Raw genomic sequence first — 26,319 nt, 5'->3', positions numbered from 1 at the left:
GTCCCCATGTCCGACGCCCAGCAACGCATCGACGATCTCGTCAAGTCCAACGACCTCGTGCTCTTCATGAAGGGCAACGCCAGCTTTCCGATGTGCGGCTTCTCCGGCCGCGCGATCCAGATCCTCAAGGCGGTCGGCGTCGACACCAGGACGCTCAAGACCGTCAACGTGCTCGAAGACGACGGCATCCGCCAGGGCATCAAGGAATACAGCAACTGGCCGACGATTCCCCAGCTCTACGTGAAGGGCGAATTCGTCGGCGGCTCGGACATCATGATGGAGATGTACGAGTCGGGCGAGCTGCAGCAGGTGCTGGGCGGCAGCAGCAACGCGGCCTGATTTCCGCGCCCGCCATGAGCCACGACCACGGCCATGACCACGAGGGCAAGGCCGCGCCGGCCTGGAAGCACGACGGCGTGCGCGTGATCGCGGCCAACCAGCTCGACGCCAACACGGCCCAGACGCCCGGCATGAACCGCGCCGCGGCCATCAATTTCGCCCGCGTCGGCGCGCAGAAGCTCTGGGCCGGCACCGTCACCATCCACGCCGACGCCAAGACCGGCGCCCACCACCACGGGCACCTCGAATCGGTGATCTACGTGGTGCGCGGCCGGGCCCGCATGCGCTGGGGCGAGAAGCTCGAGTTCACGGCGGAAGCCGGTCCGGGCGACTTCATCTACGTGCCGCCCTACGTGCCGCACCAGGAAATCAACGCCAGCGCCACCGAGACGCTCGAATGCGTGCTGTGCCGCAGCGACGGCGAGGCGGTTGCCGTGAACCTCGACATCGAACCGGTGGAAAAACCAGAATCGGTGCTGTGGGTCGACCCGACCCATCCGCACGGCGGAATCTAGGCTCTCCCCCAGGCTGCGCGCACTTCGTGTCGCTTCTCCCTCCCTCTTCCGGGGGCAACACCGGCGGCCCGGCAAAGCCGGTTCCGCGGTGTTCGCTGGAATGTGCCCCGGGTCATGGCACCATGGTGCACTTCGCCGTGCCACCATGACTCTCACCCAAAGCCTGCTCATCATCGTCCTGCTGATCGCGATGAGCGCGTTCTTCTCCCTTGCCGAAATCACGCTGGCCGCCTCGCGCCGCCTGCGCCTGCGCCAGATGGCCGACGAGGGCGATGCGCGGGCCGAGCGCGTGCTGCGCGTGCAAGAGCAGCCGGGCCACTACTTCACCGTGGTGCAGATCGGCCTCAACGCGGTGGCGATCCTCGGCGGCGTGGTCGGCGAGGGCTCGCTGAGCCCCTACTTCGCGCGCTTCCTCGAGGGCTGGATGAGCGTGGAGGCCTCGGCGAACCTGGCTTTCCTGTGCTCGTTCGTGATCGTCATCGCGGTGTTCCTGGTGTTTGCCGACCTGTTCCCCAAGCGCCTGGGCATGAGCGACCCCGAGCGCATCGCGGTTCGCATGGTGGGCCCGATGATGGTGCTGATCACGGCCTTCAAGCCGCTGGTGTGGTTCTTCACGCGCTCCACCGACATGCTCTTCAAGCTGCTGGGCATGCCGCTGGTGCGCGACGACAAGATCACCTCGGCCGACATCCTGGCCATGACCGAGGCCGGCGCGCGCGCGGGCGTGCTCGCGGTGCGCGAGCAGCAGGTGATCGCCAACGTGTTCGAGCTCGACACCCGGCTGGTCAGCAGCGTGATGACGGTGCGCGACAACATCGCCTGGTTCCTGCACGACGACCCGGAGTCGGTGCTGCGGGCGCGCATCGTGGCCGAGCCTTTTTCGGCCTACCCGGTGTGCGACGGCGACATCGACCATGTGCTCGGCTACGTCGACGCCAAGGAGATGTTCCAGCGCGTGCTCAGCGGCCAGCCGCTGGCCTTCGACCAGGGCCTCACGCTGCACAAGGCGCTGGTCATTCCCGACCGGCTCACGCTCACCGAAGTGCTCGAGCAGTTCCAGCAGGCGCATGAAGACTTCGCGATCGTGGTCAACGAATACAGCCTGGTGGTGGGCGTGATCACGCTCAACGACGTGATGAGCACGGTGATGGGCGACCTCGTGTCCATGCCCGACGAGGAGCAGATCGTGAAGCGCGACGAGAACTCGTGGCTGATCGACGGTGTCACTCCCATCCAGGACGTGCAGCGCGCGCTGCACATCGACGAGATGCCGCATCCGGACGACTACGAAACGCTGGCGGGCTTCCTGATGGTGATGCTGCGGCGCGTGCCCAAGCGTACCGACAGCGTGAGCTGGGGCGGCTACACCTTCGAGGTGATGGACGTCGACAGCTACCGCATCGACCAGGTGATGGTCACAAGGACTTAGCTCGCCCCCAGTCTGCGCGCACTTCGTGTCGCTTCGCCAACCCCCTACCGGGGGCAATACCAGCGGCCTGGCAAAGCCGGTTCCGCGGTATTCCTGAAACAGATATTCAGGCTGCCGAGCGGTCCCGCTCGCGTTCTCGCGCCTTGTCGTCGTAGGTCCACAGGCGCTGGTTCGCGAACACGGCATTCGGGTACGGCGCCTTGCCGCGGCTGCCGTTGTAGCGCCCGAGGGTCATGTACAGGTCGCCGTTCTCGCGGTCGAGGTAGTGGCGCAGGATCACGCAGCCGAAGCGCAGGTTGGTCTGCATGTGGAACAGCTTGGCCGGGTCGCTGTCGCCGATCACGCGGGTCCAGAACGGCATGACCTGCATGTAGCCGCGCGCACCGGCGCTGGACACCGCGAACTTGCGGAAGTTGCTCTCGACCTGGATCAGCCCGAGCACCAGGCTCACGTCCAGGCCCGAGCGCTTGGCTTCATACCAGACGGTCTGCAGGAATTCCTTGCGCGTGGGCCAGTCGGCAATCTTCTTCTTGAGGCGCTCGCTCATCTCGCCCAGCCATCGCAGGTAGGTCAGGCGGGCCTCGGTGTTCGAGAACTCGGGCACCGGCGGCGCCTTGTTGTGCACGGCCGAACTCAGCGCGGTGCGCACCGAGTCGATCAGCGGCTCCTCGATCTGTGCGCCGGCGCGCGCGGCCTGCGGCAGCGACAGCGCCGCCAGGGCGCCCGCCGCCGCCGCGCCACCCAGGCACTGGCGCCGCGAGAGGCCGCCCTGCAGGCTCATTTCGCGAGCTTGCCAGTGATGAATTCGGCGATGCCGGCCGCGGGCACCTTGGTGGCTGCCGTGTCGCGGCGATGCTGGTATTCGAGCTGGCCTTCCTTCAGGCCGCGGTCGGAGATGACCACGCGGTGCGGCACGCCGATCAGCTCCCAGTCGGCAAACATCGCGCCCGGGCGCTCGCCGCGGTCGTCCAGCAGCACGTCGACGCCGGCCGCGAGCAGCTGCTCGTACAGCGCCTCGGCCGCCACCTTGACCTCGGGGCTGCGGTCCATGCCGATCGGGCAGACCACCACCGTGAACGGCGCCAGTGCGTCGGGCCAGATGATGCCGCGCTCGTCGTGGTTCTGCTCGATGGCGGCGGCCGGCAGGCGCGTGATGCCGATGCCGTAGCAGCCCATCTCGAGGAACTGCGGCTTGCCGGCTTCGTCGAGGTAGGTGGCGTTCATGTCCTTGCTGTACTTGGTGCCGAGCACGAACACGTGGCCCACCTCGATGCCGCGCTCGATCGCGAGCACGCCCTTGCCGTCGGGCGAGGCATCGCCTGCCACCACGTTGCGCAGGTCGGCCACCAGTTCGGGCTCGGGCAGGTCGCGGCCCCAGTTGAGGCCGGTCATGTGGAAGTCGATCTCGTTGGCGCCGGCGATCCAGTCGGCCATGACCACGACTTCGCGGTCGACCACGAGCCTGACGGGCTTCTTGAGGTTCAGCGGGCCGAGGTAGCCGGGCTTGCAGCCGAAGTGGTCCTCGATCTCGGCCAGCGTCGCGAACCGGAAGCCCTTGTCCAGGCCCGGTACCTTGCCGACCTTGATCTCGTTCATGTCGTGGTCGCCGCGCAAGAGCAGCAGCCAGACCTGCGCACCCTTGGGGTTGCCGGCCTCGTCGAGGATGTCGGTGGCCAGCACCAGCGACTTGACGGTGGTCGAGAGCGGCACGCCGAGCAGTTCGGCCACGGCCGCGCAGGTGCTCTTGCCGGGGGTGGGCGTCTTCTCGAGCGCCTTGGCGGCCGCGGGGCGCGGGCCGGCCGGAGCAAGCGCCTCGGCCTTTTCCATGTTGGCCGCGTAATCGCTGCCGGGGCAGTAGACGATGGCGTCTTCGCCGGTGGCGGCAATCACCTGGAACTCTTCGCTCAGGTCGCCGCCGATGGCGCCGCTGTCGGCCGCCACGGCGCGGTAGCGCAGGCCGAAGCGGTCGAAGATGCGGCGGTAGGCATCGGCCATGACCTGGTAGCTGGCCTTGGCGGCATCCAGGTCGCGGTCGAAGCTGTAGGCGTCCTTCATGATGAATTCGCGCCCGCGCATCAGGCCGAAGCGCGGACGGCGCTCGTCGCGGAACTTGGTCTGGATCTGGTAGAAATTCTTCGGCAGCTGCTTGTAGCTGCGGATTTCCTGGCGCGCGATGTCGGTCACCACCTCTTCGCTCGTGGGCTGGACCACGAAGTCGCGGTCGTGCCGGTCCTTGATGCGCAGCAGCTCGGGGCCCATCTTGTCGAAGCGGCCGGTCTCCTGCCAGAACTCGGCCGGCTGCACCACGGGCATCGTGAGTTCGACCGCGCCGGCGCGGTTCATTTCCTCGCGCACGATCGCCTCGACCTTGCGGATCACGCGCAGCCCCATCGGCATGTAGGTGTAGATGCCCGTGCCGAGCTTCTTGATCATGCCCGCGCGCATCATGAGCCGATGGCTCGCGACCTCGGCGTCGGCGGGCGCTTCCTTGAGGGTGGAGACAAAAAATCGGGAAGCTTTCATCGGGATCGGCTGGTGGATTCGAAGATCGTGGGGAAGACGGATGCCGGCGGAGAGACCACCGGGAACCCGCGGGCCTCGAACTGGCCGCTTGCCGAGTGCAACCCGGCATGCATAATCGACTCAGTTCAAAAATTGGGGTTTGATTATGCTCGACCGGGACGGCTTCAGGCCCAACGTCGGCATCATCCTGCTCAACCAGAGAAACCAGGTTTTCTGGGGCAAACGCATACGCACGCATTCCTGGCAGTTTCCGCAAGGCGGCATCGACCGCGGCGAAAGTCCCGAGCAGGCCATGTTCCGGGAACTGCACGAGGAAGTCGGACTCCATCCGGAGCACGTGCGCATCGTGGCCCGTACCCGTGACTGGTTGCGCTACGAGGTGCCGGATCGGTTCATTCGCCGTGACGCACGGGGCCACTACAAGGGCCAGAAGCAAATCTGGTATTTGCTGCAATTGATCGGTCACGACTGGGATCTGAACCTGCGCGCGACCGACCACCCCGAATTCGACGCCTGGCGATGGCACGACTACTGGGTGCCGCTCGATGTGGTCGTCGAATTCAAACGCGGCGTCTACGAGATGGCACTGACCGAGCTTGCTCGCTACCTGCCGCGGCAGGATTTCCGCAACCGCTTCCTGCGCAGCAACGTGCGCGCCCGGGAGTTCGAGCGCCACATGCCCGATGGCGGCGCGCCCGCGGGGCTGGACCTGCCGCCCGGCGGCAGTTTCGACCCGCATCCCGACATTACTTCTGCGAGCGATGACCCTTCCCCTCCTCTCCCCCACAAAGCGCCCTTCCTTCCATCGCAGCGCTGAGGGCATCCTGCTCGCCGTGTGCCTGGCCCTGCTGGCCGGATGCGCATCGGGGCCGCACGACACCAGCAATCCCGACTGGGCGCAGGCCGGCATGCCGCCGCCGCCCAAGCGCTACGAAACCGATGCCGAATGGAAGGAAAGCGAAGCGCCGCCGCCGCCGGCCTTCGACGTCAAGCGCCTCGAGCCAATCGCGATGCCGCCCTACATGTCGCTGAAGTTTGGCGTCGATCCGGCCACCATCACAATCACCGGCGACGGTGTGGTGCGCTACGTGGTGGTCGCAACCAGCCGCAGCGGCGGGGACGCGGCGCTGAACGCCTTCTACGAAGGCGTGCGCTGCTCGACTGACGAGGTGAAGAGCTACGCGCGATACAACAACGGCGCCTGGAGCAAGGTCGAACGGTCCGAGTGGAAGAGCTTCCGCGACCTGAACTCGAGCTACGCCAAGCAGTTGGCGCAGCAGGGCCTGTGCCGCGGCCATGCGCCCCGGGTCTCGGTCAAGGACATGGTCACGAACATGCGGGACCCGGCGCGCCAGCTGCAATAAGGCCGGCTGCAGGCGGTGTTCGAACGGGGCCTCGAAAGGGCCCCGTTTCCATTTGAGCCCGGCCTCAGCCGCGCATCAGCACCATGTTGTCGCGGTGGACCATTTCCGGCTCCGCCACATAGCCGAGCAGCCGCTCGAACTCCGACGAGGGCTTGCGGCACAGCAGCCGGGCCTCGACGCTCGAGTAATTGGCCAGGCCGCGGGCCAGCTCCACGCCATCGGCATCGCGCACGGCGATCACGTCGCCGCGTGAAAACTCGCCCGAAACACCGGTCATGCCGATCGGCAGCAGGCTCTTGCCCTCGGCGCGCACCTTGGCGGCCGCACCGGCATCGACGGTGACCGCGCCGCGCAGCTGCAGGTGGTCCGCCATCCAGCGCTTGCGCGCCTGGTGCTTGGCCGTCTGAGCCACCAGCAGCGTGCCGATGGATTCGCCGCCAACGAGGCGCAGCAGCGCATCGGGTTCTCGGCCCCAGGCGATCACGGTGGAGGCGCCCGAGCCGGCCGCGCGCTTGGCCGCAAGGATCTTGGTGATCATGCCGCCGCGGCCGAGGCTGGAGCCCGCCCCGCCCGCCATGGCTTCGAGCGCGGGGTCGCCGGCCGCCGCCTCGTGCACGAACTTCGCGTCCGGGTCCTTGCGCGGGTCGGCCGTGTAGAGGCCCTTCTGGTCCGTGAGGATCACCAGCGCATCGGCTTCGACCAGGTTGGCCACCAGCGCGCCCAGCGTGTCGTTGTCGCCAAACTTGATCTCGTCGTTGACGACCGTGTCGTTCTCGTTGATGACCGGCACCACGCCCAGCCCGAGCAGCGTGACGAGGGTCGAGCGCGCATTGAGATAGCGCTCGCGGTCGGCCAGGTCGGCGTGGGTCAGCAGCACCTGGGCGCTGCCGATCCGGTTCTCGCGCAGCTTGGTCTCGTACATCTGGGCCAGGCCCATCTGCCCGACGGCCGCGGCGGCCTGCAGTTCATGCACCTCGTGCGGCCGCGTGCGCCAGCCCAGGCGCTTCATGCCTTCGGCAATGGCGCCGCTGGACACCATCACGACTTCGCGGCCGCCCTGCACCAGCACCGCCAGCTGCCGGCACCATTCGCCGATCGCCGCCTCGTCGAGGCCACGCCCCTCGTTGGTCACGAGGCTGGAGCCCACCTTGACGACGATACGGCGGGCATCCCGCAAGGCAGTGGATCCGGAGTTCGAGGTCATGGGAGGCGTGGCGGTCGTGAATGCGGCGTGCGGAGCGTCAGGAGGAGGAAGTCGAGGGATCGGGCGGCAGCTCGACGAAGCGCGGATCGACCTCGACCGGCACGTGTTCCGCCGCCTGCTGCGCCTTGACCTGCTGGTACACGGCCTGCACCAGGTGCTCGCAGCCTTCGCGCGTGAGTGCGGAGATCTCGAACACCGGGCCCTTGAAGCGCAGGCGCTTGACGAAGTCCTTCACGCGCGCGGCGCGCTCGTCCGCGGGCACCATGTCGAGCTTGTTCAGCACCAGCCAGCGCGGCTTTTCATAGAGCGCGGCGTCGTACTTCTTGAGCTCGCCGACGATGGCCTTGGCCTGCGCAACCGGATCAACGCTGTCGTCGAACGGCGCCATGTCGATCACGTGCAGCAAGAGCCGTGTGCGCTGCAAGTGGCGCAGGAACAGGTGGCCGAGGCCCGCACCTTCGGATGCGCCCTCGATCAGGCCCGGCAGGTCGGCCACCACGAAGCTCTGCTCCGGGCCGACGCGCACGACACCGAGGTTCGGGTGCAGCGTGGTGAAGGGATAGTCGGCAATGCGCGGGCGCGCATTCGAGATGGCGCTGATCAGGGTCGACTTGCCCGCATTCGGCATGCCCAGCAGGCCGACATCGGCGAGCACCTTGAGTTCGAGCTTGAGGCTCTTCTTCTCGCCCGGCCAGCCCGGGGTCTTCTGGCGCGGCGCGCGGTTGATGGCGCTCTTGAAGCGCATGTTGCCGAAGCCGCCGTCGCCGCCCTTGGCGATGGTGACGACCTCGCCTTCCTTCAGCAGTTCGTACAGCACCTCGCCGGTTTCGGCGTCGCTGATGATGGTGCCGACCGGCATCTTCAGCAGGATGTCGTCGCCCGCGGCGCCGAACATGTCGGAGCCCATGCCGTGCTCGCCGCGCTTGGCCTCGTGGCGGCGCGAATAGCGGAAGTCGACCAGGGTGTTGAGGTTGGAATCGGCCACCGCGTAGACATGGCCGCCGCGGCCGCCGTCGCCGCCGTTGGGGCCGCCGAATTCCTTGTATTTTTCATGACGGAACGACACGCAGCCGTTGCCGCCATCGCCCGCGGCGATGTCGATGAAGGCTTCGTCGACGAACTTCATGGGGTATCCAGTGTACAAATGAAGAAGCCCCGACAAAGCGGGGCTTCGAGCTGATCGAAGTGACTCGGGCTTATGCCGGGGTCACGTTGACCATGTGCTTGTTCAGTGCGCCCTTGACACCGAACGACACGTGGCCGTCAACCAGTGCAAACAGCGTGTGGTCCTTGCCCACGCCGACGTTCACGCCGGGGTGGAACTGGGTGCCGCGCTGGCGCACGATGATCGAGCCTGCGCTGATCAGTTCGCCGCCGAAGGCCTTCACACCGAGCATCTTGGGCTTGGAATCGCGCCCGTTTCGCGTTGAGCCGCCGCCTTTTTTCTGTGCCATGGAATCTGCTCCTTAGCCGGCGATCGCGCCGATTTGCAGTTCCGTGAACTGCTGGCGATGGCCTTGACGTTTCTGATAGTGCTTGCGACGGCGCATCTTGAAGATGCCGACCTTGTCGTGCTTGCCGTGCGACAGTACCGTGACTGTCACCGTTGCGCCGGACACCAGGGGCGTACCGATCTTGATTTCGCTGCCGTTGCCGACTGCAAGAACCTGATCGATCACGATTTCCTGGCCTACATCCGCAGCAATCTGTTCTACTTTAATTTTTTCGCCGGAAGCAACGCGATACTGCTTGCCGCCGGTTTTTATGACCGCGTACATGTGAACCTCTTAAGGAATGAGCTCTACGGCGAATTCCGCAGAGCCCTAGATTCTAGCACGGTTTGCACGCGCTAACATGGTTCGGGCCGGAGAGCCGCCGGGACGGCGCGCGCTCCTCCCTATAATCTGCGCCTTCCGGCCTTGTGCCGCTGCCACTTTCGCATTCAGACGCGCCGCGCGCAAACGCCTTGCCAGTTCACGCCGCCGATACCTCCCCCACCGCCACCGTGCTGGATTTGATCGCCGGCGACATGGTCGAAGTCGACCGTGTGATCGCGCAGCGCCTCGACACGGGCGTGCCTCTGGTCAGCCAGGTGTCGAAGTACATCATCTCGGCCGGCGGCAAACGCCTGCGCCCGGCGCTGCTGCTGCTCATGTCGGGCGCGCTCGGCTACACGGGCGAGCAGCGCTTCAACCTGGCGGCGGTGGTGGAGTTCATCCACACGGCCACGCTGCTGCATGACGACGTCGTCGACGAATCGACCCTGCGGCGCGGGCGCCCGACGGCCAACGAATCGTTCGGCAACCCGGCCAGCGTGCTGGTCGGCGACTTCCTCTATTCGCGCGCCTTCCAGATGATGTTGGATGCAAACAACATGCGCATCATGCAGATCCTGGCCGAGGCGACCAACGTGATCGCGGAAGGCGAAGTGCTCCAGCTGATGAACATGCACGACGCGACGCTGGACGAATCCGCCTACCTGCGCGTGATCCGCTCCAAGACCGCCAAGCTTTTCGAGGCCAGCACGCGGCTCGCCGCCGTGCTGGCGGGCGCCACGCCCGAGGTCGAGGAAGCCTGCGCCACCTACGGCCAGGCCCTGGGCACGGCCTTCCAGGTGATCGACGACGTGCTCGACTACGCCGGCGACGCGCACGAAACGGGAAAGAACGTGGGCGACGACCTGCGCGAAGGCAAAACCACGCTGCCGCTGATCTTCGCCATGCGGCGCGGCAGCCCCGCGCAGGCCGCGCTGGTGCGTGCGGCCATCGAGGCCGGCGACACCGCCCAGCTGGGCAAGATCGTCGAAATCGTCCACGCCACCGGCGCCCTGGAAGCCTCGCGCGCTGCCGCGGCCGACGAGGCAAAACGCGCAATTCACGCATTGCGCGACTTTCCGTCCAATTTGCATGCCGACGGTTTGCTACAATTGGCGGCTCAGTTGCTTGAGCGACGTGCCTGAACACCTCACAAGAGTTGGCAAGGACGAATTCTCTTTTTTTGCAACCAATCGGGGTGTAGCTTAGCCTGGTAGAGCGCTACGTTCGGGACGTAGAGGCCGGAGGTTCGAATCCTCTCACCCCGACCAGCCTTTGGCTGGCACAAATAATGCCCGTGCCTGTTGCTGCGTAGCGATTTACAGGGACGGGTGGTTCAGCGATGATCGTGAAGCACTTTTTCACATCTCTTGCAATTCGCTGAATGGCTGCTGCCGAACTTCCTGTTAAAGAAAACACGCAAATCGCCCTCCCGGGCCTTGCGCGTGCCTTGGTCTCTGCTGGCAAGCTTCCGGCGAAGACCGCGGAAGACATCTACCAGAAGTCGCTGAACGGCCGCACCAGCTTCATTGCCGAGCTGACCGGCAGCGGCGCCGTCTCGGCCGCCGACCTCGCCCACACGCTGTCCAGCGCCTTCGGTGCGCCGCTGCTCGACCTGGACGCCATCGATCACCAGCGCCTGCCCAAGGACCTGCTCGACCCGAAGCTGTGCCACGCCTACCGGATCGTGGTTCTCAGCAAGCGCAACAACCGTCTCATCGTTGCAACGGCCGACCCTTCGGACCAGCAGGCGGTGGAAAAGATCAAGTTCGCTTCCCAGATGGGTGTGGACTGGGTCATTGCCGAGTACGACAAGCTGTCGCGCATGATCGAGGCCGCCGCAGTCACCGCAGCGGAATCCATCAATAGCATCGTCGGTGCCGAGTTCGAGTTCGACGACGTCACCGCGGACACTTCGGGCGATGCCAACGAACAGGCCATCGCCGAGGTCGAGGACGCGCCGGTCGTGCGCTTCCTGCACAAGATGCTGCTCGACGGCGTCAGCATGCGGGCCTCGGACATCCACTTCGAGCCCTACGAGCACAACTACCGCGTGCGCTTTCGCATCGACGGCGAGCTGCGCGAGATCGCGAGCCCGCCCACGCTCATCAAGGACAAGCTGGCCTCGCGGATCAAGGTCATTTCACGGCTCGACATTTCCGAGAAGCGCGTGCCGCAGGACGGCCGCATGAAGCTCAAGATCGGGCCCGACCGCGTCATCGACTTCCGCGTCAGCACGCTGCCCACGCTGTTCGGCGAGAAGATCGTGATCCGTATCCTCGACCCGAGCAGCGCGCGCCTGGGCATCGACGCCCTGGGCTACGACGCCGACGAAAAGGAGCGCCTGCTGCATGCGATCAGCCGCCCCTACGGCATGGTGCTGGTCACGGGCCCCACCGGTTCGGGCAAGACGGTGTCGCTCTACACCTGCCTGAACCTGCTGAACCAGCCGGGCGTCAACATCGCGACGGCGGAAGACCCCTCTGAAATCAACCTGCCGGGCGTCAACCAGGTGAACGTCAACGAGCGCGCCGGACTTACCTTCGCGGCGGCGCTGCGCGCCTTCCTGCGGCAGGATCCCGACATCATCATGGTCGGCGAAATCCGCGACCTCGAAACCGCCGACATCTCGATCAAGGCCGCGCAAACGGGCCACCTGGTGCTCTCGACGCTGCACACCAACGACGCGCCGACCACGCTCACGCGCATGCGCAACATGGGCATTGCGCCGTTCAACATCGCCTCCAGCGTGATCCTGATCACGGCGCAGCGGCTCGCGCGGCGCCTGTGCCACATGTGCCGCGCGCCGGCCGACGTGCCGCGCCAGGCGCTGCTCGATGCGGGCTTCAAGGAAGAACAGCTTGACGGTACCTGGAAGCCCTACCGGCCGGTCGGCTGCGCAGCGTGCAGCAATGGCTACAAGGGCCGGGTCGGCATCTACCAGGTGATGCCGATCTCGGAGGCGATCCAGGCCATCATCCTGCGCGACGGCAGCGCACAGGACATCGCGCGACAGTCCGAGGCCGAGGGCGTGCGCTCGCTGCGGCAGTCTGGCCTGAGAAAAGTCATGCAAGGGCTCACCTCACTCGAAGAAGTGGTGGCGGTCACGAACGAATAACGAACACACTGCAAGAAATCGGAGATCGAATGGCAACAGTGGCATCCACCCGCACCCCGAACACGCTCAAGGAATTTGTCTACGAGTGGGAGGGCAAGGACCGCAACGGCAAGCTGGTGCGCGGCGAGCTCCGGGCCGCCGGCGAGAACCAGGTGCAGGCCGCCCTGCGGCGCCAGGGGGTCCTCGCGTCCAAGATCAAGAAGCGCCGCATGCGCTCGGGCAAGTCCATCAAGCCCAAGGACATCGCGATCTTCACGCGCCAGCTCGCAACCATGATGAAGGCCGGCGTGCCGTTGCTGCAGTCGTTCGACATCGTGGGCCGCGGCAATGCGAACCCGAGCGTGGCCAAGCTGCTCAACGACATCCGCAGCGACGTGGAGACCGGCACCTCGCTGTCATCCGCCTTCCGGAAGTTTCCAAAGTACTTCGACAACCTCTACTGCAACCTGGTGGAAGCCGGCGAAGCGGCCGGTATCCTGGAAGACCTGCTGGACCGGCTGGCCACCTACATGGAGAAGACCGAGGCGATCAAGTCGAAGATCAAGTCGGCACTGATGTATCCCACCTCCGTGGTGGTGGTTGCGTTCGTGGTGGTGGCCATCATCATGATCTTCGTGATCCCGGCCTTCAAGCAGGTGTTCACCTCGTTCGGCGCCGACCTGCCCGCGCCCACGCTGTTCGTGATGGCGATGAGCGAATTCTTCGTCTCCTACTGGTGGCTGATCTTCGGCGTGATCGGCGGCGGCACCTACTTCTTCCTGCAGGCCTGGAAGCGCAACGAGCGCGTGCAGCGGGTCATGGACCGTGCGCTGCTGCGCGTGCCGATCTTCGGCACACTGATCGAGAAGTCGTGCGTGGCCCGCTGGACCCGCACCCTTGCCACCATGTTCGCCGCCGGCGTTCCGCTGGTCGAGGCGCTCGACTCGGTGGGCGGCGCCTCGGGCAACACCGTCTACGGCGACGCCACGGCCAAGATCCAGCAGGAGGTCTCGACCGGCACCAGCCTCACGACGGCCATGACCAACGTCAACCTGTTCCCCTCGATGGTGATCCAGATGACCGCGATCGGCGAGGAGTCCGGCTCCATCGACCACATGCTCGGCAAGGCCGCCGACTTCTACGAGTCCGAGGTGGACGACATGGTGGCCGGCCTCTCGAGCCTGATGGAGCCCATCATCATCGTGTTCCTGGGCGTGATCATCGGCGGCATCGTGGTGTCGATGTACCTGCCGATCTTCAAGTTGGGCCAGGTCGTTTGATGCTGGTGTCGCAGGAGTTCGACGCCGCGTTCGCCGGCGTCCTCGGGTTGCTGGTCGGCAGTTTTCTCAACGTGGTGATCTACCGCACCCCGGTCATGATGTACCGGAGCTGGCTGGCCGACGCGGTGGCCAACCTGATGTCGTCCAAGGACGTTCCGTCGCTCTGGTCGCTGGTGTTCGGGCCGAAGGCGCAGCCCCCGGCCGGGCTCGAGGCTGCGGCGGACAAGGCGGCCGTGGCCATCGAGGCGCTGCCGCCGTTCGATCTGACCCGGCCTGCCTCGCGCTGCGGCGCCTGCGGCCACAAGATCCGCTGGTACCAGAACATTCCGGTGCTGAGCTACCTGGTGCTGCGGGGCCGCTGCGCCGCCTGCGGCACGCCGATCAGCCCGCGCTATCCGCTGGTCGAACTGGTGACCGGCGCGCTGTTCGCGCTGTGCGCCTACCGCTTCGGCCTCACGCCCACCGGCGCGCTCTGGGCGGCGTTCGCGGCGTTCCTGGTCTGCCAGTTCCTGATCGACTTCGACACCCAGTTCCTGCCCGACGCGCTCAACTATCCGCTGCTCTGGCTCGGGCTCGTCGGCGCGGCCATGGGCTGGACCGGCACCGCGCTGAGCTCGGCGGTCTGGGGCGCCGTGTTCGGCTACCTGAGCCTGTGGCTTGTGTACCATGGCTATCGCCTGGCCACGGGCAAGGAAGGCATGGGATATGGCGACTTCAAACTGCTGGCGGCGCTCGGCGCCTGGCTCGGGGCCGACTACCTCATTGCCATCATCCTCGTCTCATCGCTGGTGGGCGCCGTGATCGGCATCACGCTGCGTCTTGTCGGGAAGCTGGCGCACAAGGACATTCCCATGGCCTTCGGTCCCTTTCTGGCCGGTGCCGGCCTGGTCTGCCTGGTGGCGGGCCCGGAGCTCGTGAGGCAATGGATTCCCTTCGCCTTCCCGCTCGGCGCATTCGCTCGCTGAGGAGCGCGTGATGCGGCGCATCGGCCTGACGGGCGGCATCGGGAGCGGCAAGAGCACGGTCGCGGCCCTGCTGGTCGCCGAAGGCGCCGTGCTGGTCGACACCGACGCCATCGCACGCCGCATTGCGCTGCCCGGAGGCATCGCGATGCCGGCCGTCGAGGCCGCCTTCGGGCCCACCGTCATCGCGGCGGACGGCGGACTCGACCGCGCAGCGATGCGGCAGCTCGTGTTCGCCGACAACAGCGCCAAAAAGCGCCTCGAATCGATCCTGCATCCGCTGATCGGCGCCGAGACGGAACGCATGGCCTCCAACGCCGGCCCGGACGCGGTGGTGGTCTTCGATGTGCCGCTGCTGGTCGAATCCGGCCGCTGGCGGGCCCTGGTCGACCGGGTGCTGGTGGTCGATGCCACCGAGCAAACACAGCTGCGGCGCGTCGTGGCGCGCTCCGGCTGGACGCCCGAGGCGGTGCGCGCGGTGATCGCCCAGCAGGCGCCGCGCGGGCTGCGCAGGGCGGCCGCGGACGCGGTCATTTTCAACGAGTCGCTCTCGCTGGAGGAACTCGCTGCAGAGGTCCGGAGTCTCTGGAAGCGGTGGGTCCCGCCCGGCACGCGATAATCCGGGACTGGCCGCCAGAGCGGCCGCATAACGACCAAGACAAAAAAGGCGCTCGCCGGAGTGCCCTCACCTCCTGCGATGCTTTTCAATTCGTATCCCTTCATTTTTGTCTTCTTCCCGCTGGTACTGATCGGGTTCTTCCTGATCGGCAAGCGCAACGCCCGGTCCGCCGCGGGCTTCCTTGCCCTGGCCTCGCTGTTCTTCTACGGCTGGTGGAGCGTCAAGGCGCTTCCGCTGCTGGTGGCGTCGATCTGCATCAACTACTGGTTCGGGCTGCGCCTGTCGCCCGCGCCGGGCCGGGACGACCGCAAGCGCAAGTCGCTGCTGGTGGCGGCGCTGGTGGTCAACCTGGGCGTGCTCGCGGTCTTCAAGTACGCCAACTTCTTCGTTTCGAACGTGAACGACGGGCTGGCCGCAGCGGGCCTGTCGCAGATCCCGCTGCTGCACATCGTGCTGCCGATCGGCATCTCGTTCTACACCTTCACGCAGATCGCCTTCCTGGTCGACTGCTGGCAGGGCAAGGTGCATGAGCGCAGCTTCATCCACTACGTGCTGTTCGTCACCTACTTTCCGCACCTGATCGCGGGCCCGGTGCTGCACCACGCGCAGATGATGCCGCAGTTCGCCAACGCGGCCACCTACCGGTTCGACCCCAACAAGGTGGCGCTCGGCATTGCGATCTTCACCTTCGGCCTCGCCAAGAAGCTGCTGATCGCCGATCCGGTGGGGCAGTACGCCGACATGATGTTCAACGGCGTGCACAAGGGCATCGAGCCCACGCTCTACACCGCGTGGTTCGGCGCGCTCGCCTACACGCTGCAGATCTATTTCGACTTCTCGGGCTATTCGGACATGGCGGTCGGCCTGTCGCTGTGCCTGGGGGTGCAGCTTCCGCTCAACTTCCGCTCGCCCTACAAGTCGACCAACATCATCGAGTTCTGGCGGCGCTGGCACATCTCGCTGTCGAACTTCCTGCGCGACTATCTCTACGTGCCGCTGGGCGGCAACCGCAAGGGCCCGGCCCGGCGCTACCTGAACCTGTTCCTCACGATGCTGCTGGGCGGGCTCTGGCACGGCGCCGCATGGACCTTCGTGATCTGGGGCGCGCTGCATGGCGTGTTCCTGATGATCAACCACCTCTGGAACGCCAAGGTGCGGCGCAACATTCCGGCAGGGCCGGTCGCGCGCGTGCTGGGCTGGTTCCTGACCTTCCTGTGCGTGGTACTGGCCTGGATCGTGTTCCGCGCCGATGGCGTCCACACGGCCATGGCCATCTACAAGGGCATGCTCGGCCTGCACGGCGCACCGCCTTCCGCGTTCAGCGAGTTCGGGCCGGTTCCGTTCCGCAAGCCCGAGTTCTTCCAGACCATGCTCGTGGGCATCGTGATCTGCCTCGCATTGCCGCCGACGATCACGCTCGAGCGCTGGATTCCCCACCCGAAGGCGGTGGCCGGCCAGCGCGTCATGGCGTGGTGCTCCTCGGCCGTGCTGGCGATCGGTACCTTCGCGCTCTTCGCCTGGTGCGTCTCGAAGCTGGGCAACTACAGCCCGTTCCTCTACTTCCAATTCTGATTCGACATGACGACGCCCGCGAAAGTCTGGCTGCGGTTCTTCCTGATCGGCTACATCGTCCTGATGGCGCTGTGGATCGTTTCGCTCACCAGCCCCGTGCCTTACGGCGACCTCACGCGGATCGGCCGCCTGTCCGAGCGCGAATTCGGCTGGACCGCCCCGCCGCCCAAGGTCGACCCCGCCTATCTCAAGGGCACGCCGGTGGACCAGGCCGACATCATGGTGATCGGCGACAGCTTCTCCATGACCTTCCGCTGGCAGTCGGTGCTTGCCAAGGCCGGCTACCGCGTCACGACCACCTATTGGGGCCAGTACGAGAACGCGCTGTGCAGCGACTTCGACCAATGGATCGAGCGCACGGGCTTCAAGGGCAAGCTGATCATCATCGAGAGCGTGGAACGCCTGCTCGGCGACCGCACCAAGGACAGCATGAAGTGCCAGAAGATGATCCGGCCCTACGACGCCATGGACCATCCGCTGATCACGCCCGACGAGACCGTGCCCAGCCCCGCGCCCAACTGGAACGTGCAGTTCCTGACCGGCATCACGACCTACTACAACACCTGGAAAGCGAAAAAGTCTGCAACAGACATCCACTTCGACTGGAACACCTGGGTGCGCCCGGTGCCCGACGGTTGCAAGCTCTTCTCCCACCGCCTGTGCGACAAGATGCCCTTTTTCGCTGAAGATGACGACAATGGGCCGCTGACCCTTGCGCACCTGGAATGGATGAAGAATTTCACAAAGGCGCACAGCAAGCTTCCTATCATGTGGATGGTGATTCCCAACAAGACCACCGTGTACCTGAAGCCCGACTACTCGAAGGATTTCGAAGCCGGGTTCCGCACCTCCGGGCTGGCGGGACCGGATCTCTACGCGTTCACGCGCGAGAAGCGCACGCAGATCCACGATTTCTATTTTTCGAACGACACCCACATGTCCATGCATGGCCAGCTCGCGCTGGGAGAACGCATGCTGGCGGCCGTGCGCGAGGTGGTGCCGACGCCTCCCTCGAAATCGCCCTGAAGCTATGATGGCTCGACAGGAAAGCTATAGAACCGCGTGATCCTCTACGAGTACCCCTTCAACGAGCGCATCCGCACCTACCTGCGGCTGGAGCACCTGTTCCGCCGCCTCGGGGAGCTGGTGCCCTCGGAGTCCGCGCTCTCGCACCACTACGCCCTGGTCACGATCTTCGAGATCATGGATGTCGCCGCGCGCGCCGACCTCAAGGCCGACGTGATGCGCGACCTGGACAAGCACAAGAACGTCTTCAACAGCTACCGCGGCAATCCGGCCATTGCCGAGGCCGTGCTCGACCAGGTGGTCGGCCAGCTCGAACGCAACTTCGCCACCCTCAATGCCGTTGCCGGCAAGGCCGGCCAGTCGCTGACCGAGAACGAGTGGCTCATGAGCATTCGCAGCCGCGCGGGCATTCCGGGCGGCACCTGCGAATTCGACCTGCCCGCCTACTACGCCTGGCAGCACCGCAGCGCGGCCAGCCGCCGCGCCGACCTCGAACGCTGGTCGGCCACGCTTTCGCCGCTGGCCGAATCCATCTACCTGCTGCTCAAGCTGCTGCGCGATGCCGATGTGCCCTACAAGGTCATCGCCACCGGCGGACAATTCCAGCAGAACCTGCCGCAGGGGCGCAGCTTCCAGTTGCTGCGCCTGCGCATCGATCCGCAGCTGGGGCTGATTCCCGAAATCAGCGGCAACCGGCTCATGGTGTCGGTGCGGATGATGCGGCACGAAGCCGACGACCGCCTGCACCCGAGCAGCGACGACGTCGCATTCGAACTCACGCTCTGCGCCTGAGCCGCCGGCTCGTCTCCAGGGCGCGCACCGCAGGGCAAGCACGAAGGTTATCCATCCCATGAGCGACGTGAACAAGATCGGCGAGCGGATCGTCCGCTGCCCCTCGTGTGGCGGCGACAGTGTCTACGCCGAACGCAACCCCTTTCGCCCCTTCTGCAGCGCACGCTGCAAGGGCATCGACTTCGGCGCCTGGGCCAGCGAGGAGTTCCGGATGCCGGCCGAAGCGCCGGCCGACGACGAGCCTTTCGGCGATCCGAAGAAAGTCCAGTAGGCGCGCTACGGCTGCGGCGCGAGCAGGACGCCGTCCAGATAGTCTGCGTATTGGCGCACGTAGGCCGGGCGCAGATGCTCCCGGTCCTTGTAGACCGGCGCGTCGTCCGGCGTTGCACGCAGGCACTGCCCGCCGCTGCAAAGCCTGGCCATCACGTCGATGGGCTCCGCGCCGCTCGCCCGCGCCAGCGCCTTCAGCTGCTCGTTGAGCCGCGCCTGCTCCGGCGGCAGCGGCGCCGTGGGCGTGCTGCGCAATGCCACCATCCGGCCCATGCGGCTGCCTTCGATGAGGCGCCGCGGCTCGAACTCGGGACCGCTGGCGTTGTCCAGCAGCAGGTAGACCTTCTTCTTTTGCCGCACCAGTTCGGCCAGCAGCTGCTCGAGCGAGGCCAGCGAACGGCCGAGGCCTTCGCCGCCGTTGTTCACGAGGTAGGCTGCATCGCCTTCGCGGAAGTAGAAGGGCAGCGCGAAGTTGCCCGTGAAATAGCAGTTCCAGCAGGCCCCGACCACCACCGTGTCGATCCGCGGATCGAGCGCCAGCGCCAGCATCTCGTCGCGCGCCTTTTCGCAGCCCGGGTTGCCTTCGGCGACCATGCCGGGCACCGGCGGGCAGGCGCCATAGGTCGAGAAGTACGTCGTCGCCACGCGCGCGGGCGCGCTGTCCGCGAGCGCCAGGGCGCGGGGTGCGTACTGCAGGATGTGGCTGTCGCCGATCAGCAGGACCGTGCGCGGCCCGCTGCCCACGCGCTTGACCGGATAGGCGCCGATCTTCTGCTGCTCGAAGCCGGCGTAGTAGTTGTCGTCCACGGTGGCGTCGGTCACCTTGCGCAGCAGGTCGCTGCCGTTGCGCGGCGGCATGCCGCCCAGCGCCAGCAGGCCGGCCACTGCAATCGCCATGCTGCCGGCCACCAGCGAACGCAGCATGCCCACCTGGGTCCGCGCGCGGGTGAAGCGCTCGACGAAGCGATAGGTGAGCCAGGCCAGCGCCACGCTCGCCAGCACGAGGCAGGCGCGGATCCACGCCGCCGGCTCGCCCTCTTCCACGATGCGCGCATACACCAGCAGGGGCCAGTGCCACAGGTAGAGCGGATAGCTGATGAGCCCGATCCACACCATCGGCCGGCTCGCAAGCACATGCCTGTTGAGCAGGCCTGCAGGCCCGGCCGCGATGCAGCTCGCGGCGCCCAGCGTGGGCAGCAGCGCCCACCAGCCTGGAAAGGCCTTGTCGCTGCGGGTCATCACGAGCCCGAGCACGATCAGCCCCACGCCCAGGCAGGACTGCAGGTGGCTGCGCCAGGCCGGCGCCGGCGCCTTGCCCGCGGCCTTGAGGCGCATGCAGGCCAGGATGCCACCCACCATCAGTTCCCAGAAGCGCGAAGCGGGCGAATAGAAGGCCGCCGTGCGATAGGGATGGATGGTCAGCACATTGACGAGAAAAGATGCCACCGCAAGCACCCAGAGCAGCCGAAGGACCGGCCAGCGCCGGCGCCAGGCCAGCGCAAGCAGCAGGGGCCAGAAGATGTAGAACTGCTCCTCGATGCCCAGCGACCACAGGTGCAGCAGCGGCTTGGTTTCGGCCGCCGTGTCGAAGTACCCGGCCTCGCTCCAGAAGACGAAGTTGGCGATGAAGGCGGCGCCGCCCGCTGCCTGCTTGCCGAGTTCCGTGAACTCCCTGGGCAGCAGCGCATACCAGCCGAAGCCGAGCGTGGCCAGCAGCACCAGCGTGAGCGCCGGAAAGATCCGCCGGATGCGGCGTGCGTAGAAGTCGCGGTAGCTGAAGTCGCCCGCCGCGTGGCTCTGCATGATGATGGTCGTGATCAGGAAGCCCGAGATCACGAAGAAGATGTCGACCCCGATGAAGCCCCCCGGCAGCGCATCGGGAAACGCATGGAAGGCCAGCACCGAGGCCACCGCCACGGCGCGCAGGCCGTCGATGTCGGGGCGGTACTTGGGGTGCATCATGTGGTGCTTCAGGCCCGCGGCGCCGGCTGCACGCGCCCGTCCGCCTGCGCGGCCCCGTCCATCAGGCCAGCGTCGAGACCGCCAGCGCCGCCGAGGCCGGCAGGCCGCGCTCCTGGGTCAGCCATTCGAGCACCGGCAGGGCGCCCGGCAGCACCGGCGCCACGTCCAGCGGCAGCTGCTGCCAGCGCATGGCCTGGCCTTCGCGCATTTCGAACTCGCCGCTCCAGGCCGTGACCTTGCACCAGTGCAGCCGCACCAGCGCATGCGGGTAGTCGTGCTCGGTGACCTTCCAGACCTCGGCCCCCGCAATGGTGATGCCGAGTTCTTCTTCCAGCTCTCGGCGCAGTGCCTGCTCCACCGTTTCGCCCGCTTCGATCTTGCCGCCCGGAAACTCCCAGAAGCCCGCATAGGCCTTGCCCTCGGGGCGGGTGGACAGCAGCAGCGCACCGTCGGCCGGCCGGATCAGCACGCCGACGGCCACCTCGGTGTGCTTGCGGCCTTGCGGCTGGCTGCTCATGCCGTGGCCCGTCCGGCGTAGTCACGCGCGAACTGGTAGGCCACGCGGCCGCTGCGCGAACCGCGCTCGAGCGCCCAGACCAGCGCCTCGGGCCGCGCCGCCTCGATGGCGGCGGTGTCGACGCCGAACGACGACAGCCACTGCGCGACGATCGCCAGGTATTCGTTCTGGCTGAACGGATAGAAGCTGACCCAGAGGCCGAAGCGCTCCGACAGCGAGATCTTTTCCTCGATCACCTCGCCGGGATGGACTTCGCCGTCCTCGGTGTGGGTGTAGCTGAGGTTGTCCTTCATGTATTCCGGCAGCAGGTGGCGCCGGTTGCTGGTCGCGTAGATCAGCACGTTGGGCGTGGCCGCGGCGATCGAGCCGTCGAGAATGGACTTGAGCGCCTTGTAGCCCGGCTCGCCCTCGTCGAAGCTCAGGTCGTCGCTGAACACGATGAATTTTTCGGGCCGCTGCGACACCACCTCGACGATGTCGGGCAGGTCGGTGAGTTCGGCCTTGTCGACCTCGATCAGCCGCAGCCCCTGCGGCGCATAGGCCTGCAGGCAGGCGCGGATCAGCGACGACTTGCCCGTGCCGCGCGCACCGGTCAGCAGCACGTTGTTGGCCGGCTTGCCTTCGACGAACTGGCGCGTGTTGCGCTCGATCTTTTCTTTCTGGACATCGATTTCCTTCAGGCTGTCGAGCGCCATGGCGGCCACGTGCTTGACGGGTTCGAGCACGCCGTGGCCCGAGCTGCGGCGGCGGTAGCGCCAGGCGATCGAGGCGTTCCAGTCGGCAGGGGCGGCCAGCGGCTGGGGCAGGATCGATTCGATGCGGCCGATCAGCTGCTCGGCGCGCTCGATCAGCTTTTCGAACTTTTCGTTCATCGACGACCGCCCGGCCGCCCGAAGGGCGTTGAGCGCCCCCTCGGGGGGCAGCGAAGACACGAAGTGCGTAGCGTGGGGGCCATCATGACCTGTAGTCGGCGTTGATCGTGACGTACTCGTGGCTGAAGTCGCAGGTCCACACGGTTTCGCTGGCATTGCCGCGGCCCAGGCCGATGCGCACCGTGATCTCGCTCTGCTTCATCACGCGCTGGCCGTCTTCCTCGCGGTAGGACGGGTTGCGCCCGCCCTTGACGGCCACGTGCACGTCGTCGAGGAACAGGTCGATGCCGGTCTGGTCGAGATCCTCGATGCCCGCGTAACCCACGGCCGCGAGGATGCGGCCGAGGTTCGGGTCGCTCGCATAGAAGGCCGTCTTGACCAGCGGCGAATGGGCCACGGCATAGGCCACCTGCCTGCACTCGGCGGCATTGCGGCCGCCCTCGACCTGGATGGTGATGAACTTGGTCGCGCCCTCGCCGTCGCGCACGATGGCCTGCGCGAGCAGGCGCGCGACGTTCTGCATGGCGTCGACCAGGGCCTTGCCCTCGGGCGAATCGAGCGAGCTGATGGCGGCGTGCGCGGCCTTCTGGGTGGCGATGACCACAAAGGAATCGTTGGTCGAGGTGTCGCCGTCGATGGTCACGCGGTTGAACGAGGCATCGGCCAGCCGCCTGGCCAGCGGCTGGATCAGCGCGGGATCGATCTTGGCGTCGGTCGCCATGAAGCCCAGCATGGTCGCCATGTTCGGGCGGATCATGCCGGCGCCCTTGCTGATGCCGGTGATGGTGACGGTGGCGCCGCCGACCTGGACCCGCTGGCTGAACGCCTTGGGGATGGTGTCGGTGGTCATGATGCCTTCGGCCGCGCGCGCCCAGTGGTTCTCCGAAGCGTCGGCCAGCGCGGCGGGCAGGCCGGCTTCGATGCGGTCCACCGGCAGCGGCTCCATGATCACGCCGGTGGAAAACGGCAGGATCTGCTCGGGCGCGATCTCCAGCTGGCGCGCGAGCGCAATGCAGGTGGAGCGCGTGCGCATCAGGCCGTCTTCGCCGGTGCCGGCGTTGGCATTGCCGGTGTTGATGACCATGGCGCGGATGCCGTAGTTGGCTGCCAGGTGGTCGCGGCAGACCTGCACCGGCGCTGCGCAGAAGCGGTTCTGGGTGAACACGCCGCCGACCGCGGAGCCTTCGTCGATCAGCACGACGGTCAGATCCTTGCGGTTGGCCTTGCGCACACCCGCTTCGGCTACGCCGATGCGGACGCCGGGCACCGCGAACAAGGCGGCAGGATCAGGGGCGGACAGGTTCACGGGCATGGCGGTTTTCTCTTCTCGGAAGGGAGTTTCTGGGTCAGCTGAGCTTGCCGTGGCAGTGCTTGTACTTCTTGCCGCTGCCGCAGGGGCAAGGGTCGTTCCGGCCGACACGGGCGAAGGCCGCGGCCTCGGCACCGAGCGTGCCCAGCCCCAGCCCGGCGGCCGCGATGCGGCGCTGGTTTTCCTCATCCAGCCGCACCTCGACCTCGCCGGTTTCGGTGGGCGCGCTGTAGGTGATGTTCGACACGTTCTCGCCGCGGCTCTCGAGCGCTTCCGCGGCTTCCTCGAGCTGCTCGCCCGACTGCACGCGCACCGTCATGAGCTGGCGCGTGACTTCGTTCTTGACCGAATCGAGCAGCTGGCCGAAGAGTTCGAAGGCCTCGCGCTTGTACTCCTGCTTGGGCTGCTTCTGCGCATAGCCGCGCAGGTGGATGCCCTGGCGCAGGTAGTCGAGCGAGGCCAGGTGCTCGCGCCAGTGCGTGTCGATGCTCTGCAGCAGCACCATGCGTTCGAACTGGGTGAAGTTTTCCTGGCCGATCAGCGCCACCTTGGCATCGAAGCTGTCGTTGGCGGCCTTCACCACCATGTCGACGATGTCCTCGTCGCTCACCGCCTCGGCCGCCTCGACCTGCTGCTTCAGGGGCATGTCGATGCCCCATTCGTTGGAAAGCGTCTTCTCCAGGCCCTGCAGGTCCCACTGCTCCTCGACCGATTCGGCCGGCACGTACTGCCGCACGAGGTCGGTGAAGCAGCCTTCGCGCAGCGCCGCGATCTGCGCCGAGAGGTCGGCCGCGTCGAGGATGTCGTTGCGCTGCTGGTAGATCACCTTGCGCTGGTCGTTCGAGACGTCGTCGTACTCGAGCAGCTGCTTGCGGATGTCGAAGTTGCGCGCCTCGACCTTGCGCTGCGCGCTCTCGATGCTGCGCGTGACGATGCCCGCTTCGATGGCCTCGCCATCGGGCATCTTGAGGCGGTCCATGATCGCCTTCACGCGGTCGCCCGCGAAGATGCGCATCAGCGGATCGTCCAGGCTCAGGTAGAAGCGCGAGGAGCCCGGGTCGCCCTGGCGGCCCGAACGTCCGCGCAGCTGGTTGTCGATGCGGCGCGACTCATGGCGTTCGGTCGCGATGATGCGCAGGCCGCCCAGGGACTTGACGAACTCGTGGTCCTTGGTCCATTCGGCGCGCACGTGCGCGATGTCGGCTGCCTTGGTGGCTTCGTCGCGGCCTTCGTCGTTCTCGATGGCCTCGATCATCTTCTCGATGTTGCCGCCCAGCACGATGTCGGTGCCGCGGCCGGCCATGTTGGTCGCGATGGTGATCATCTTCGTGCGGCCGGCCTGCGCCACGATGTCGGCTTCGCGTGCATGCTGCTTGGCGTTGAGCACCTGGTGCGGCAGGCCCACCTGCGTGAGCAGGCCGTCGATGATCTCGGAGTTCTCGATCGACGAGGTGCCCACCAGCACGGGCTGGCCGCGCTCGTAGCATTCGCGGATGTCCTGGATGGCCGCTTCGTATTTCTCGCGCGTGGTCTTGTAGACGCGGTCGAGCTGGTCGTCGCGCTTGCTGATGCGGTTCGGCGGGATGATGACCGTCTCGAGGCCGTAGATTTCCTGGAACTCGTAGGCCTCGGTGTCGGCCGTGCCGGTCATGCCGGCCAGCTTGCTGTAGAGGCGGAAGTAGTTCTGGAAGGTGATGGAGGCCAGCGTCTGGTTCTCGGCCTGGATCTGCACGCCTTCCTTGGCTTCCACGGCCTGGTGCAGGCCGTCGCTCCAGCGGCGGCCGGTCATGAGGCGGCCGGTGAATTCGTCGACGATGACCACTTCGCCCTGCTGCACCACGTAATGCTGGTCGCGGTGGTACAGGTGCCGCGCACGCAGCGCGGCGTTCAGGTGATGCATCAGCGTGATGTTGGCCGGGTCGTAGAGCGAAGCGCCCTCGGGCAGCAGCTTGAATTCGCCCAGCAGCTGCTCGGCCTTCTCGTGGCCGTCCTCGGTGAGGAACACCTGGTGGGTCTTCTCGTCGACCGTGAAGTCGCCCGGCACCGTGACGCCCTCGCCCGTGCGCGGATCGGCCTCGCCTTCCTGCTTGGTCAGCAGGGGCACCACCTTGTTGATGGCCAGGTAGAGGTCGGTGTGGTCTTCGGCCTGGCCGCTGATGATCAGCGGCGTGCGGGCCTCGTCGATCAGGATGGAGTCCACCTCGTCGACGATGGCGTAGTTCAGCACGCGCTGCACCCGGTCACCGGGCTCGTACACCATGTTGTCGCGCAGGTAGTCGAAGCCGTACTCGTTGTTGGTGCCGTAGGTGATGTCGCTGGCGTAGGCCTGCTGCTTTTCCTCGCGCGGCATCTGCGGCAGGTTGATGCCCACCGTGAGGCCCAGGAAGTTGTACAGGCGGCCCATCCACTGGGCGTCGCGGTTGGCGAGGTAGTCGTTCACCGTGACCACGTGCACGCCCTTGCCGGACAGCGCGTTCAGGTACACCGGCAGCGTGGCCGTGAGGGTCTTGCCCTCGCCGGTGCGCATTTCGGCGATCTTGCCGTTGTGAAGGGCCATGCCGCCGAGCAGCTGCACGTCGAAGTGGCGCATCTTCATGACGCGCTTGGAGCCTTCGCGCACGGTGGCGAAGGCTTCGGGCAGCAGGTCGTCGAGGCTTTCGCCCTTGGCGATGCGGTCCTTGAACTCCTGGGTCTTGGCGCGCAGCCCATCGTCGCTGAGCTTCTCGAATTCGGGTTCGAGTGCATTGATGCGCTCCACCGTCTTGCGATACTGCTTGAGGAGCCGGTCGTTGCGACTGCCGAAAATCTGGGTCAGGAAGTTGGTTGCCATTGGCGTGGAGATGGGCGTGCACC

25 protein-coding genes and 1 tRNA gene are annotated in these 26,319 nt (G+C 66.3%); 15 read left to right on the top strand and 11 right to left on the bottom strand.

The features are described 5' to 3' along the window. Positions 1–6: 6 nt before the first annotated feature. From grxD to IB278_RS01955, 3 genes are all read left to right on the top strand, one after another. Positions 7–339, top strand: a complete 333-nt coding sequence (gene grxD, locus IB278_RS01965; protein WP_145740465.1) for a Grx4 family monothiol glutaredoxin — start codon at positions 7–9, stop codon at positions 337–339. Positions 340–353: 14 nt separating this feature from the next. After that, positions 354–854 carry a cupin domain-containing protein gene (locus IB278_RS01960; RefSeq protein WP_145740463.1) on the top strand — a complete coding sequence of 167 codons (501 nt, stop codon included), beginning with the start codon at positions 354–356 and terminating at the stop codon, positions 852–854. A gap of 145 nt (positions 855–999) precedes the next feature. Beyond that, positions 1,000–2,283: a hemolysin family protein gene (locus tag IB278_RS01955; protein ID WP_145740461.1), complete on the top strand. Its 1,284-nt coding sequence runs from the start codon at positions 1,000–1,002 to the stop codon at positions 2,281–2,283. A 106-nt stretch (positions 2,284–2,389) separates the two neighbouring features. Here the strand turns inward: IB278_RS01955 and IB278_RS01950 are convergent, their stop codons facing one another. Continuing rightward, positions 2,390–3,064 (bottom strand): lytic transglycosylase domain-containing protein, encoded by a 675-nt coding sequence (locus IB278_RS01950; RefSeq protein WP_145740459.1) that lies wholly within the window; start codon positions 3,062–3,064, stop codon positions 2,390–2,392. Continuing rightward, complete coding sequence (locus tag IB278_RS01945; protein WP_145740457.1) at positions 3,061–4,806, bottom strand: proline--tRNA ligase; 1,746 nt, start codon at positions 4,804–4,806, stop codon at positions 3,061–3,063. Before IB278_RS01945 ends, IB278_RS01950 begins: the two co-directional genes overlap by 4 nt. 145 nt (positions 4,807–4,951) lie before the next feature. Between IB278_RS01945 and IB278_RS01940 the strand changes: the two genes are divergently transcribed. Together IB278_RS01940 and IB278_RS01935 are read left to right on the top strand one after the other, a co-directional pair. After that, positions 4,952–5,623: an RNA pyrophosphohydrolase gene (locus IB278_RS01940; RefSeq protein ID WP_145740456.1), complete on the top strand. Its 672-nt coding sequence runs from the start codon at positions 4,952–4,954 to the stop codon at positions 5,621–5,623. Beyond that, positions 5,568–6,170, top strand: coding sequence for a CNP1-like family protein (locus tag IB278_RS01935; protein WP_225612654.1), 603 nt, complete (start codon positions 5,568–5,570; stop codon positions 6,168–6,170). The genes IB278_RS01940 and IB278_RS01935 overlap by 56 nt, the downstream gene beginning before the upstream one ends. A 64-nt stretch (positions 6,171–6,234) precedes the next feature. Here IB278_RS01935 and proB read toward each other — a convergent pair whose 3' ends face one another. From proB to rplU, 4 genes are all read right to left on the bottom strand, one after another. Beyond that, positions 6,235–7,374, bottom strand: a complete 1,140-nt coding sequence (gene proB, locus IB278_RS01930) for a glutamate 5-kinase (RefSeq protein WP_145740454.1) — start codon at positions 7,372–7,374, stop codon at positions 6,235–6,237. A gap of 37 nt (positions 7,375–7,411) precedes the next feature. Next, positions 7,412–8,500, bottom strand: a complete 1,089-nt coding sequence (gene cgtA / locus IB278_RS01925) for an Obg family GTPase CgtA (protein WP_145740452.1) — start codon at positions 8,498–8,500, stop codon at positions 7,412–7,414. Between the two features lie 70 nt (positions 8,501–8,570). Beyond that, positions 8,571–8,828, bottom strand: coding sequence for a 50S ribosomal protein L27 (gene rpmA, locus IB278_RS01920; protein WP_015866991.1), 258 nt, complete (start codon positions 8,826–8,828; stop codon positions 8,571–8,573). A 12-nt stretch (positions 8,829–8,840) separates the two neighbouring features. Continuing rightward, positions 8,841–9,152, bottom strand: coding sequence for a 50S ribosomal protein L21 (gene rplU, locus IB278_RS01915; protein ID WP_015866992.1), 312 nt, complete (start codon positions 9,150–9,152; stop codon positions 8,841–8,843). Positions 9,153–9,340: 188 nt separating this feature from the next. On the opposite strand from rplU, the gene IB278_RS01910 reads away from it, so the two are divergent. The 10 genes from IB278_RS01910 (at position 9,341) to IB278_RS01865 (ending at position 18,807) form a co-directional block, all read left to right on the top strand. Then, the gene (locus tag IB278_RS01910; RefSeq protein ID WP_145740450.1) at positions 9,341–10,333 is read left to right on the top strand and encodes a polyprenyl synthetase family protein; all 993 of its coding nucleotides are present in this window, start codon (positions 9,341–9,343) and stop codon (positions 10,331–10,333) included. 49 nt (positions 10,334–10,382) lie between these two features. After that, positions 10,383–10,459 (top strand) — tRNA-Pro (locus IB278_RS01905). A gap of 113 nt (positions 10,460–10,572) precedes the next feature. Next, positions 10,573–12,306 carry a type IV-A pilus assembly ATPase PilB gene (gene pilB / locus IB278_RS01900; protein ID WP_145740448.1) on the top strand — a complete coding sequence of 578 codons (1,734 nt, stop codon included), beginning with the start codon at positions 10,573–10,575 and terminating at the stop codon, positions 12,304–12,306. A gap of 29 nt (positions 12,307–12,335) precedes the next feature. Continuing rightward, entirely contained in the window at positions 12,336–13,565 is a 1,230-nt protein-coding gene (locus tag IB278_RS01895; protein WP_145740446.1) for a type II secretion system F family protein, read from the top strand. Next, on the top strand, positions 13,565–14,530 hold the full coding sequence (locus tag IB278_RS01890) for a prepilin peptidase (protein ID WP_145740443.1): 966 nt from the start codon (positions 13,565–13,567) through the stop codon (positions 14,528–14,530). Before IB278_RS01895 ends, IB278_RS01890 begins: the two co-directional genes overlap by 1 nt. Before the next feature lie 10 nt (positions 14,531–14,540). Continuing rightward, positions 14,541–15,146, top strand: coding sequence for a dephospho-CoA kinase (gene coaE, locus IB278_RS01885; protein ID WP_192322490.1), 606 nt, complete (start codon positions 14,541–14,543; stop codon positions 15,144–15,146). A 78-nt stretch (positions 15,147–15,224) separates the two neighbouring features. After that, on the top strand, positions 15,225–16,718 hold the full coding sequence (locus IB278_RS01880) for an MBOAT family O-acyltransferase (RefSeq protein WP_145740440.1): 1,494 nt from the start codon (positions 15,225–15,227) through the stop codon (positions 16,716–16,718). 6 nt (positions 16,719–16,724) lie between these two features. After that, complete coding sequence (locus IB278_RS01875; RefSeq protein ID WP_145740438.1) at positions 16,725–17,744, top strand: hypothetical protein; 1,020 nt, start codon at positions 16,725–16,727, stop codon at positions 17,742–17,744. A 36-nt stretch (positions 17,745–17,780) separates the two neighbouring features. Then, a complete protein-coding gene (gene zapD, locus IB278_RS01870; RefSeq protein WP_018906807.1) occupies positions 17,781–18,536 on the top strand; it encodes a cell division protein ZapD in 756 nt (251 codons plus the stop codon). 58 nt (positions 18,537–18,594) lie between these two features. After that, positions 18,595–18,807, top strand: coding sequence for a DNA gyrase inhibitor YacG (locus IB278_RS01865; protein WP_145740436.1), 213 nt, complete (start codon positions 18,595–18,597; stop codon positions 18,805–18,807). A 5-nt stretch (positions 18,808–18,812) separates the two neighbouring features. Here the strand turns inward: IB278_RS01865 and IB278_RS01860 are convergent, their stop codons facing one another. The 5 genes from IB278_RS01860 to secA all read right to left on the bottom strand — a co-directional run bounded on the left by IB278_RS01860 (position 18,813) and on the right by secA (position 26,296). Continuing rightward, positions 18,813–20,768, bottom strand: coding sequence for an acyltransferase family protein (locus tag IB278_RS01860; protein ID WP_192322489.1), 1,956 nt, complete (start codon positions 20,766–20,768; stop codon positions 18,813–18,815). Between the two features lie 61 nt (positions 20,769–20,829). Beyond that, the gene (locus IB278_RS01855) at positions 20,830–21,285 is read right to left on the bottom strand and encodes a (deoxy)nucleoside triphosphate pyrophosphohydrolase (RefSeq protein ID WP_145740432.1); all 456 of its coding nucleotides are present in this window, start codon (positions 21,283–21,285) and stop codon (positions 20,830–20,832) included. Continuing rightward, positions 21,282–22,157, bottom strand: a complete 876-nt coding sequence (locus tag IB278_RS01850; protein ID WP_192322488.1) for an ATP-binding protein — start codon at positions 22,155–22,157, stop codon at positions 21,282–21,284. Before IB278_RS01850 ends, IB278_RS01855 begins: the two co-directional genes overlap by 4 nt. A gap of 82 nt (positions 22,158–22,239) precedes the next feature. Next, positions 22,240–23,469 carry a bifunctional glutamate N-acetyltransferase/amino-acid acetyltransferase ArgJ gene (argJ, locus tag IB278_RS01845; RefSeq protein ID WP_192322487.1) on the bottom strand — a complete coding sequence of 410 codons (1,230 nt, stop codon included), beginning with the start codon at positions 23,467–23,469 and terminating at the stop codon, positions 22,240–22,242. 34 nt (positions 23,470–23,503) lie between these two features. Beyond that, positions 23,504–26,296, bottom strand: a complete 2,793-nt coding sequence (secA, locus tag IB278_RS01840) for a preprotein translocase subunit SecA (RefSeq protein WP_192322486.1) — start codon at positions 26,294–26,296, stop codon at positions 23,504–23,506. Between the last annotated feature and the right edge of the window lie 23 nt (positions 26,297–26,319).

This window comes from Variovorax sp. VRV01 (assembly GCF_014852545.1).
Lineage (GTDB): Bacteria > Pseudomonadota > Gammaproteobacteria > Burkholderiales > Burkholderiaceae_C > Variovorax > Variovorax beijingensis_A.
The sequence above is the reverse complement of the archived record's forward strand: the minus strand, read 5'-3'. Positions and strand labels throughout refer to the sequence as shown.